The sequence below is a fragment of the Roseibium sp. genome (assembly GCF_965276855.1).
Lineage (GTDB): Bacteria > Pseudomonadota > Alphaproteobacteria > Rhizobiales > Stappiaceae > Roseibium.
In genome coordinates, this window is record NZ_OZ255700.1 from 1880587 (window position 1) to 1891039 (window position 10453).

9 protein-coding genes are annotated in these 10453 nt (G+C 56.6%); 4 read left to right on the forward strand and 5 right to left on the reverse strand.

The window, feature by feature from the left end:
- Positions 1-13: 13 nt before the first annotated feature.
- Complete coding sequence (gene mtnA / locus ACQY4Z_RS08555) at positions 14-1117, forward strand: S-methyl-5-thioribose-1-phosphate isomerase (protein WP_428528392.1); 1104 nt, start codon at positions 14-16, stop codon at positions 1115-1117.
- Positions 1118-1161: 44 nt separating this feature from the next.
- Here the strand turns inward: mtnA and doeB are convergent, their stop codons facing one another.
- The 5 genes from doeB to ACQY4Z_RS08580 form a co-directional block, all read right to left on the reverse strand.
- Positions 1162-2151 carry a N(2)-acetyl-L-2,4-diaminobutanoate deacetylase DoeB gene (gene doeB / locus ACQY4Z_RS08560; protein ID WP_428528394.1) on the reverse strand — a complete coding sequence of 330 codons (990 nt, stop codon included), beginning with the start codon at positions 2149-2151 and terminating at the stop codon, positions 1162-1164.
- Positions 2152-2154: 3 nt separating this feature from the next.
- Positions 2155-3339, reverse strand: coding sequence for an ectoine hydrolase DoeA (gene doeA, locus ACQY4Z_RS08565; RefSeq protein ID WP_428529490.1), 1185 nt, complete (start codon positions 3337-3339; stop codon positions 2155-2157).
- 21 nt (positions 3340-3360) lie between these two features.
- On the reverse strand, positions 3361-4353 hold the full coding sequence (locus tag ACQY4Z_RS08570) for a cyclodeaminase (RefSeq protein WP_428528396.1): 993 nt from the start codon (positions 4351-4353) through the stop codon (positions 3361-3363).
- Positions 4354-4356: 3 nt separating this feature from the next.
- Positions 4357-5355 (reverse strand): hydroxyectoine utilization dehydratase EutB, encoded by a 999-nt coding sequence (eutB, locus tag ACQY4Z_RS08575; protein ID WP_428528398.1) that lies wholly within the window; start codon positions 5353-5355, stop codon positions 4357-4359.
- 156 nt (positions 5356-5511) lie between these two features.
- Complete coding sequence (locus ACQY4Z_RS08580; protein ID WP_428528400.1) at positions 5512-6900, reverse strand: PLP-dependent aminotransferase family protein; 1389 nt, start codon at positions 6898-6900, stop codon at positions 5512-5514.
- Between the two features lie 63 nt (positions 6901-6963).
- On the opposite strand from ACQY4Z_RS08580, the gene ACQY4Z_RS08585 reads away from it, so the two are divergent.
- The 3 genes from ACQY4Z_RS08585 (at position 6964) to ACQY4Z_RS08595 (ending at position 10440) form a co-directional block, all read left to right on the forward strand.
- Positions 6964-7476: an Lrp/AsnC family transcriptional regulator gene (locus tag ACQY4Z_RS08585; protein WP_428528402.1), complete on the forward strand. Its 513-nt coding sequence runs from the start codon at positions 6964-6966 to the stop codon at positions 7474-7476.
- An 84-nt stretch (positions 7477-7560) separates the two neighbouring features.
- Positions 7561-9042: an NAD-dependent succinate-semialdehyde dehydrogenase gene (locus tag ACQY4Z_RS08590; RefSeq protein ID WP_428528404.1), complete on the forward strand. Its 1482-nt coding sequence runs from the start codon at positions 7561-7563 to the stop codon at positions 9040-9042.
- Positions 9043-9066: 24 nt separating this feature from the next.
- On the forward strand, positions 9067-10440 hold the full coding sequence (locus ACQY4Z_RS08595) for an aspartate aminotransferase family protein (RefSeq protein ID WP_428528406.1): 1374 nt from the start codon (positions 9067-9069) through the stop codon (positions 10438-10440).
- The last annotated feature ends 13 nt before the right edge of the window (positions 10441-10453 follow it).

The following is a 10453-nucleotide window of genomic DNA, read 5'->3' on the forward strand; positions in this document are numbered from 1 at the left end:
AGAGGGAACTCGGATGAAGGTCAATGGAACACAGTACCGCTCGTTGTGGTGGGATGCGGAGTTGAACTGCCTTCAGATCATCGACCAGCGCTGGTTGCCGCATGAGTTCAAAACGCAACCCGTGCGCACCATGCAAGAGTTTGCGGACGCGATTGTTGAAATGCGCGTTCGGGGCGCGCCACTCATCGGCGCAACCGCTTCTTACGGCGTCGCATTGGCCATGGCCAATGACCCCTCTGACGCCAATCTGGACGCCGCTTGGACATTCCTGGAAAAGACACGACCGACTGCCATCAATCTGCGTTGGGCGCTAAACAGATGCCGAACCGCGCTCAAACCGCTTCCAGTAGAAGCGCGTGCGGCAGCCGCTCTCCAGCTTGCCCATGACATCTCCGACGAAGATGTAGAGATCAATCGCCGTATCGGTGAAAACGGGTTGAAGCTGATCCGCGACATTGCCGCCAAAAAACCGGATGGCGAGCCCGTCCGCCTGCTCACACACTGCAACGCCGGTTGGATTGCTACCGTCGACTGGGGAAATGCGACAAGCCCCATGTATCAGGCCCATGACGCCGGTATTCCGCTGCATGTCTGGGTCGACGAGACACGACCGCGGAACCAGGGGGCCCTCACATCGTGGGAGCTCGGGAGCCACGGCGTTCCGCATACCTATATCACCGACAATGCCGGTGGTCATTTGATGCAACATGGGCTCGTCGACATGGTCATCGTTGGCACAGATCGGACAACCCGGCGCGGGGATGTGTGCAACAAAATCGGGACTTATCTAAAGGCACTGGCTGCTCGCGACAACAATGTGCCGTTCTATGTGGCCCTCCCCTCTCCAACGATCGACTGGAGCGTGAGCGACGGCGTGTCCGAAATTCCGATTGAAGAACGTTCTGAGCGCGAGACAACCCATATCCAGGGAAAATCGGACGAAGGCGCGATTGGCGTTGTGCAAGTCACACCGGATGGCACGTCCGGCGGAAACCCGGCATTTGATGTGACGCCCAACCGGCTTGTAACCGGACTGATTACCGAGCGCGGGATTTGCGAAGCATCTCCAGAGGGTTTGGCCGGCTTGTTTCCAGAGATGGCGCAAGCGGCGGAATAGAGAGCGTGGGGCTGTTCAATGGAAGTGCGTCCCCACGATCGGCCCTAGACCACCTTTGCAACGACCGCCAGGCAGTCTCCCATCTTGACCAACCCTGGAAAATGACGGGCCATCAGGATGCCAGATCGTTTGGCCCGGTATTCGATCGGAGCGACACCAGGGCGCTCCGTCTGCCAGACCCGTGCAATGACCTCACCTTCCGCGATCTCGTCTCCCAGATCAACGACCGGCTCGATCATGCCGCTGTGCTCGCAGAACACGAAACAATCACCATCCGGCATGTCGAGCGTGACACTCGGGTTCAACTCTAGCTCACCTGAGAGGATACCGGCATGTTTTAGAAGATTGCGCGCGCCCTTCTTGGCGATGCCGATCGATCGCGCCGTCGCTGTGCCGCCTCCGCCAAGCTCGGTCGTGACAAACACCTTGCCTTTTTGCTCGACTGCCGTGTCGAGCATACCGACACTGTCGATTTCCAACATGGTCGCGGAGTACGGCGCGTTGAACGATTGCATAGCGGCGACACACGCGGCCTGCTGGTCTTTGTTGTCTAGAACGTGAGCCGCTGCAAAGGGCACAAAATCCAGCGTCTTGCCGCCGGAATGAAAATCCAGCACGATATCCGCCATCGGGATCAAGACCGTATCTACGAAATGAGCAATCTTCTGGGTGACGGTTCCGTCCGGCCTTCCTGGGAAGGAGCGGTTGAGATTGCCCTTGTCGATTGGCGATGTGCGCGATCCAGCAAGGAAGGCCGGATGATTGAGCGCAGGAACTATTATGACCTGGCCATGAATGTTCTCCGGTTTTAGGGTTGCGGCCAAATCCTGGAGCGCAATCGGTCCCTCGTACTCATCGCCATGATTGCCACCGGTTAAAAGAGCGGTTGGACCATCACCATTCCGCACAACGGTGATCGGGATCATCACAGATCCCCAGGCCGAGTCGTCCCGGCTGTAGGGAAGACGCAAGAAGCCGTGATGAATGCCATCTTGATCAAACGGAATAGTCGGGCTGATCGGATTTCCGGTCATCGATCAGTCCTTCACAAACAAGCGCCGGGGCACATTGGCGAGGCACTCCGGTTCGTTTGTGCCTATGACGATGCTTTCCGTGATCTCAAATCCCCAGTCTTCCATCCAGAGGCCGGTCATGAAATGGAAGGTCATGTTTTCTTCCAGAATGGATGTATCCCCGCTGCGCAGTGACATGGTCCGTTCGCCCCAATCCGGGGGATAGGACAACCCGATCGGATACCCGGTGCGATTGTCCTTGGTGATGCCGTGTTTTTTCAAGACCCGGAAAAACGCATGGGCGATGTCTTCACACCGGTTTCCAGCCTTTGCGACTTCAAGCCCTGCTTCCAGTCCCTCCAACACGGCCTTTTCCGCATCAAGAAACTTTTGCGGCGGCTTTCCGAGGTAAAGCGTGCGCGAAAGCGGACAATGGTACCGGTTGTGAACGCCCGCGACCTCAAAGAAGGTTCCCTCACCGGCCTTCATCGGCTGGTCATCCCATGTCAGATGCGGGGCCGCTGCGTCACTGCCCGAGGGCACTAGCGGCACGATGGCCGGATAATCCCCGCCAGCATCCAGGAGTGCATCATAGCGCAAGCCCGCATCATAGATGTCGGCCACAAGATCGCATTTGCGAAGACCCGGCTCCGCCTTCTCCAGAATGCGGGCGTGGATTTTCTCTACCTTTTTCCCGGCCATACGCATGTAGTCGAGTTCCGGTGCAGATTTGACCGCCCGCTGCCAATTGACCAGCGCATTGGCATCTTGAAAGCGGGCGTTCGGCAGGTGCTTTTGCAGCGAGGCAAACGCGGCTGCGGAGAAATAGTAATTGTCCATCTCCACGCCGATACTCAGGTTCGCCCAGCCGCGCTCCTCGATCTTGGCAGACAAGTCGTCCATCGGATGCCGCTCCGTGGACTGCACATAGTGATCCGGATACCCGATGATGTTGGAAGGATCCATGAAACAGGTGCGCAGCGCTCCATTGGCGTCTTGCCCCCGGCCGAACCAGACCGGCTCGCCATCCAAGGACAACAACACCGCCTGATGAACATAAAAGGACCAGCCGTCGTATCCGGTCAGCCAGTTCATATTGGACGGGTCAGAAACGATTAGCAGCTCCAGCCCTGCCGTTTCCATTGCCTTGCGGGTCTTGTCGACACGCCGCTGGTACTCGTCTCTCGAAAAACGAAGCGTGAGTTCAATCATCAAACGATCCCCGGCTCATCATGTGTCGATTGTCGTTCCCGCTTGCAGCGACAGAGCCTGCGCGCGGGCGAATGTTGCAATTGCCGTGTCCTGCACCCCCGTTCCGGTGAGGTCGCAGATCGTGATTTCAGCATCAGACGCACGCCCTCTCGCATTCCCCGAGACGATGTCTCCGAGTTCACTGAAGCTAGCCCCGGTACTGACAGAGCCTGCAGCCAAAGCTGATCGCAGCTCTCCCATCAACTCGGTCTGAGATTGCCGGTCCGGCACATAAAGATCGGCCCGCGCCAGGCAGGCCGGCTCCAATTCATTCTTAGTGTGCTGGTCGGATCCCATGGCTGTGATGTGATGTCCGGCACGCAACCATTCGGCCTTAATAAGCGGTTCGGTGCTCGGGGTCGTGGTGACGACCACATCGGCAGCTTCGACAGCGCCTGCAAGGTCCGAAACCGGCGACACCTCGATTCCCAGATGGGACGTCAACTCGTCTGCGGCCACTTGCGCCTTGGATATGTCCCGCGCCCAAATCGCTGCGTGTTTGATCGGGCGCACAAGGCACAGTGCCTGCAGCTGCAGTTTCGCCTGCAGTCCAGCCCCAACAATACAAGCGCTTGTTGCCTGATCAGGCGCCAAGTGTTTCGCTGCAACGGCACCGGCTGCGGCTGTTCGAACTTCTGTCAGATATCCATTGTCAAGCATCACGGCTTCGACGAACCCGGTCCGTGCCGAAAACAAGATCATCAAACCGGAATTGCTCGGCAGACCGATCTTTGGATTGTCGAAAAAGCCGGGAGATACTTTCAGCGCAAAGCTATCGAGGCCCGGAACGTAGGCAGTTTTCGCGTCAACTTCGCCGTTGAAGTCTGGAATCTCCATGGAGAGGATCGGCGGCATCACGACCTTTCCACTTGCCAGGGCCGCGAAAGCTCGCTCGATCTGCTCAACGGCGTCGATGTTAAGCGGAACCGCCTTGCGCAGCTCTGTTTCGGTCAGAATAGTGATTTGCGGCATGGGTCAAACTTCCTCGCTGTTCGCGAGATCAACGTCCTCTCCGGAGATAACGCGGTGATGCAGGTTCATATCGATGTTACAGCCGGTCAGCAGGACAGCGACGGGCCCTATTGAATTTACTTTTCCAGCTAACAGACCAGCAATCCCAACCGCGCCACTGCCCTCAACGACTTGACGTTCTTGCCAATAAGCATGACGAATTCCGGCTGCAATTTCGGCCTCGGTGAGCAGAACAATGTCGTCGACAAGTTCTCGGGTGGTTTCATATGTAAACTGATTGTCGAGACCGATGCCGCCGCCGAGCGAGTCTGCGAGGCTGGGCTCTTCGGTGACCTGAACCGGGCGGCCTGCTGTCAGCGAGGCCGCCATCGCCGCGCCCCGCTCCATGGACAGTCCAACAACTTTCACCGCAGACCCTGCAGCCTTCAGTGCAGAGGCAACACCCGCGATCAAACCGCCGCCCGACAAGGGGACAAGAACAGTCTGAACCTCCGGGACCTCCTCCAAAATTTCCAGTCCGAGTGTTCCTTGCCCGCTGATAATGTCTGGATGATCAAACGGCGGCAGAAGTACAAGACCCTCCTCGAGAACCAGGCGGCTCGCCTCCAGCTGAGCTTCATCCTGGGACGCGCCGGTTATCCGGATCTCGGCTCCAAGTTCCGCAATCGCATCGACCTTGTTTTGCGGAACCAGGCGCGACATGCAAATCGTACAGGAAATCCCTGCCTTCTTAGCTGCATAAGCCAATCCGCGGCCGTGGTTTCCGGTGGATACACACACGACACCCTTTTGCCGCTGGTCTGCGGTCAATTTGGAGACCGCATTGGTCGCGCCCCGCAGTTTGAAGCTTCCCGTCGTCTGAAGATGCTCCAGCTTCAAGAAAACCGGCACGCCAGCTTTTTCAGACAGGCTCTCGGAGGGCGCCATGGGCGTGCGCCGGACGTGCGGCTTGATCCGCTCTGCGGCCGCCAAAAAATCAAACTGATCGATACAATGGTTCACGCTGATCACCTGATCCAAATGAGAGGACGATCTGCATGCCAGCTGCTTTTCACTATCCGCTCCCGTGTTTCTCAGGGAATGAGAGTGAAGCGCAATAAATATCAGGTCAATCGAAACATTAAATCATGACATTTTTCGCTTGATCACTTCACTTCGTTACAGCGCGAAAATCTCCGCTTCCGGTTTGCTGTGACACAGCACAGCGAGCTGCTGCATTCCGAAAATGAACTGTTCCTCTGCCATATTGCCCAGGCAAATCCGCACTCCGTGGGCCGCGGCTGCCCCCGGCAAGGCGAAAGCAGAACCCGGAGCAACTACAATCCCTTTTTGACGTGCAGCTTCAATGAAGCTGTCTTCGCCCCATCCGTCCGGCAATGGCAGCCAAATGTGCAATCCGTTTGGGCTTTTGTTAAATGGCACACCTTCCAGAAGCTCATGCGCTAACGTGTTGCGCCGCTTGAGGGCCGTTTTCTGCCAGGACAGCAACTCTTCAGCCGTTCCATCTTCAATCCACCGCGCGGCCAATTCAGCCATGAACGGCGTTGCAATCCAGTCCATCACCAGGTGACGATTTGAGGCCGCGGACGCAAACGCCTCTGGCGCGACCAGATAACCGTGCCGCAAGCCAGGCAAAAGGCACTTCGTGAAGCTGGTGAAATAAAAAGTACGCTCTGGAGCCAATGCTGCAATCGGCGGTAACCGGCGCGGCTGCAGAGGCCCCCAAGCGTCATTTTCAATGATCAAAAAATCATACTTCCGCGCGAGTGTGACCAACTGCTCACGCCGCTGCAAGCCCATGGTCAAGGCCATCGGCCCCAGTCCATTTGGCAATAGGAATAATGCCTTAACGGGCTTTTGACGACACATCTCATCAAGTACAGCGGGAAGAATTCCCTCTTCGTCCACCGGCAGACCGGCCAAATTGAAGTTCATGTACTGCGACAGTCTAGAAAGCGGGTAGTGACAGACCGCGTCGGTCGCGATCACCTCGCTGCCATCGACAGCCGTCATCAGGGCAATCGCCATGGCCGAACTGCTTCCATTCGTCATGATGATCTGATCTGAAGAACAAGTCAGCCCGCATTTCTCCAACCAGGAGACGGCTGCCGGCAGATACGGCCGCAAGGTGGTTGCTGGCCGGAAAGAGAGCAGTGCGCTTTCGCTAATATCGCCCGAAAGGCCACTCAGAGCCCGGCGCATACAATCCATGTGCAACTGACCAGTGACCGGCTTCAAGTTTGAGAAATCGACAAGCTGATCCCCAATGAGATGCGGAAGATACGGCGGCGACGTTTCCACCGGCCGCGCGTTTACATAAGTCCCCCGGCCAACCTCTCCTTTGACAAGCCCGCGACGGATCAGAAGATCATAAGCCCGGCTCACGGTTTGAACACTGATTGCAAGCTTGTAGGAAAGATCTCTGTGCGGCGGCAGTTTTTCGCCGTCTGCCAGATCTCCGCGCTTGATTGCCGCACAGATCCAGTCCGCCAGGGACCGGTAGGCCGGACGATCAAGCTTCTTTGGTGGAGTATTCCATATTGTCATGATTTAAAGCTTATCTTTTTCATGACAATTGACAAGCGCTGACTGCATGCTCATGGTCTCATCATGACCTTAAAACTTGACGATCGCGATCTGAAAATCCTCTCCACCCTGTCCAAGGAGGGGCGGCTTTCCAAAGCCGAGCTTGCAAAGCGCGTCAATCTTTCGCCCACCCCGCTTTGGGAGAGACTGAAGCGCCTTGAAAAGCACGGGATTATCTCAGGATACCGCGCCGAGATCTCACTCAAACAGGTCGCTCCTCATATAGAGGTGTTTGTAACCGTTGAGCTGGAAGACCACCGGTCAGAGAGCTTTCAACAGTTCGAACGCATGGTTGATCTACATGATGAGATCGTTGCCTGCTGGGCGATCGGCGGCGGCCTGGATTATATCCTCAACATCGTCACCAGAGACATCGACAGCTACCAGCGGCTCATCGACACGCTCCTTGCCGGGAAAACCGGGCTGGCGCGCTATTACACCTATGTGGTTACGAAACCGGTGAAAAGCCGGTCTCAACTCCCCTTGCACAGCCTCTTGCAAGACGATCCTGTAAGCAATTCGGCGTCAAACAGATAAATCGTCCTGCGCGCCATCCAAATACAGAACTTTCATCTGCCGGTCTCCGCCTAACGTTTGCTCACGCAATCGGAGACCCGAACGATGACCCTAGCTCTGCAGCACGAAACAGTTTCAGCGAATTTGGCCGACATGCGCCTCTTACGCTCCTTTTCCTATGTCGATGGGCACTGGGTGGCAGGCGCGGACAACGTTGCTTTTGAGGTATCCGATCCGGCAACTGGAGCAGTTATCGGGGATGTTGCCCAGCTGACCGCTGGAGATAGCGCCGCTGCGGTCGACGCCGCGGCGAGAGCGTTTCCGGGCTGGGCTGCGCTCATGCCGCAAGATCGCGCGCGCATTTTACGCCGCTTGTTCGAGCTGATAATCGAGAACAAGGAAGATCTGGCTCAGCTCATGACACTGGAGCAGGGGAAGCCTCTGTCGGAAGCACGTGGTGAGATCGACTATGGTGCATCGTTTGTGGAATTTTATGCAGAAGAAGCAAAACGCCCAAACATTGAAGGGATAACGTCCCATCTGCCGGATGCAGAAGTGGAACTCTGGATGGAACCGGCTGGTGTTGCCGCGCTGATCACGCCCTGGAACTTCCCGCACGCAATGATCACGCGAAAGGCTGCGGCAGCTTTGGCCGCAGGGTGCCCGGTCCTCGTTCACCCGTCGTGTGAAACACCTTACTCCGCACTCGCCTTGGCCGAACTTGCTGAACGGGCAGGCTTTCCGGCCGGGGTCTTCAACGTGATCACGGGGCGGCCTGAGACAATTGTCCCCGCCTGGATGGACGACAAGCGTGTTCGGGTCGTTTCCTTCACAGGGTCAACGGAAATCGGCCGGCTGCTCTATCGGCAAAGCGCAGCCACATTCAAAAAACTCGTTCTGGAACTTGGGGGACATGCACCCTTTCTGGTCTTCGCCGACTGCGACCTGGACCGGGCAATTGATGAAGCGATCAAAGCGAAATTCGCAACATCCGGACAAGACTGTCTCGGCGCCAACCGGTTCTTCGTGGAACGACCCATCTACGACGCATTCTGCCAGGGTTTCACCGAGCGCACGCGACAGCTTTCCGTCGGACCTGGCATCACGGATCCCGATATCGGCCCTTTGATGAACTTGGGTGCCATCCAAAAACAGGAAGCACATGTTGCCGATGTGCTGGATAACGGTGCCGAAGTTTTATGTGGCGGCGGGCGCCATCCTGCCGGAAACCTGTTTTTCCAACCAACCGTGTTGAAAGACGTTCCAGCCAACGCGTTGATCATGCGGGAAGAAACCTTCGGTCCGGTCGCCGCGATCTGCCCCTTTGACGATGAAGACGACGTTATCGCCCGCGCGAATGCGACCGACTACGGGCTGATTGCTTATGTCCACACCAGCGATCCTCGCCGGATCTACCGGGCGAGCCGGCAACTCCAATTCGGGATGGTTGCAATCAACCGTACCAAGGTGACCGGCGCTCCTATTCCCTTTGGAGGGATGAAGCAATCCGGCCTTGGCCGCGAAGGGGCGCGCATGGGCATGGCCGAATTCATGGACATCAAATACGTCTGCCGTGACTGGGCGTAAAACTTCAAAGAAATGAGGACTAAGATGCTGCGCAACGACACGCTCGATCAATGGGATCGTGAAAACTTCTTTCACCCCTCAACGCACCTCGCCCAACACGCGCGCGGTGAAGCACCCAGCCGGGTCGTCGAAACCGGTTCAGGGGTCTATATCGAGGATCGTAACGGCACCAAACTGCTTGATGCATTTGCCGGACTTTACTGCGTAAACGTTGGATATGGCCGATCTGAAATCTCAGATGCAATTGCGGAACAAGCCAAGAAGCTGGCCTACTACCATTCCTATGTCGGTCACGGCACGGAAGCCTCGATCACGTTGTCCAAGATGATCCTCGACCGTGCACCCGACAACATGTCGAAGGTCTATTTCGGTCTGGGCGGGTCCGATGCCAACGAGACCAACATCAAGCTGGTCTGGTATTACAACAATATCCTCGGCCGACCAGAAAAGAAGAAGATCATATCGCGATGGCGCGGGTATCATGGCTCTGGCCTGATGACAGGGTCGCTGACCGGTCTGGAGCTCTTTCACAAGAAGTTTGATCTGCCACTGGCGCAAGTGCTTCACACGGAGGCTCCCTATTATTTCCGCCGCCCCGACACAACCATGAGCGAAGCGGAGTTCGTGGCCCATTGTGCTTCAGAACTGGAAACCATGATTGAGCGGGAAGGCCCGGAAACAATTGCCGCTTTCATCGGCGAACCCGCGCTCGGAACAGGCGGACTTGTGCCGCCGCCGCAGGGCTATTGGGAGGCCATCCAGCCGATCTTGAAGAAACACGACATTCTTTTGATTGCCGATGAAGTCGTCACCGGCTTCGGCAGACTTGGATCGATGTTTGGTTCCGAACACTACACCATCGAAGCTGACATCATCACGATCGCCAAAGGCCTGACGTCTGCTTACGCGCCGTTGTCCGGTTCCATAGTGTCCGACAAGGTCTGGAAAATCCTGGAGCAGGGTACGGATGAAAACGGACCAATCGGCCACGGCTGGACCTATTCCGCGCATCCGATTGGAGCGGCCGCAGGTATCGCGAATTTGGAACTGGTCGACAGCCTTGGCCTCGTAAAGAATGCAACAGCAATGGGCACTTACATGAAGGCTGCCCTTCAAGACGCGCTGGATGATCACCCAAATGTTGGCGACATTCGCGGCGAAGGCCTTCTTATGGCGATTGAGTTTGTCGAAGACAGATCTTCAAGGACATTCTTTGACCCGGCGCGAAAGATCGGCCCAACCCTTGCCGGTGAGCTCTTGAAACATGGCGTCATTTCCCGAGCCATGCCGCAAGGCGACATTCTCGGATTTGCGCCGCCGCTTTGCATAAATCAGGCAGAAGTCGACACAGTCGTGAGCGCAACCAAAGCAGCAGTGAACACCGTATTGGCAACTTGACGAGACCGGCATC

Coding starts and splice junctions, on each gene's coding strand:
- mtnA (WP_428528392.1), top strand. CDS start 14: ATGAAGGTCAATGGAACACAGTACCGCTCGTTGTGGTGGGATGCGGAG.
- doeB (WP_428528394.1), bottom strand. CDS start 2,151: ATGACCGGAAATCCGATCAGCCCGACTATTCCGTTTGATCAAGATGGC.
- ACQY4Z_RS08570 (WP_428528396.1), bottom strand. CDS start 4,353: ATGCCGCAAATCACTATTCTGACCGAAACAGAGCTGCGCAAGGCGGTT.
- ACQY4Z_RS08580 (WP_428528400.1), bottom strand. CDS start 6,900: ATGACAATATGGAATACTCCACCAAAGAAGCTTGATCGTCCGGCCTAC.
- ACQY4Z_RS08585 (WP_428528402.1), top strand. CDS start 6,964: ATGACCTTAAAACTTGACGATCGCGATCTGAAAATCCTCTCCACCCTG.
- ACQY4Z_RS08590 (WP_428528404.1), top strand. CDS start 7,561: ATGACCCTAGCTCTGCAGCACGAAACAGTTTCAGCGAATTTGGCCGAC.
- ACQY4Z_RS08595 (WP_428528406.1), top strand. CDS start 9,067: ATGCTGCGCAACGACACGCTCGATCAATGGGATCGTGAAAACTTCTTT.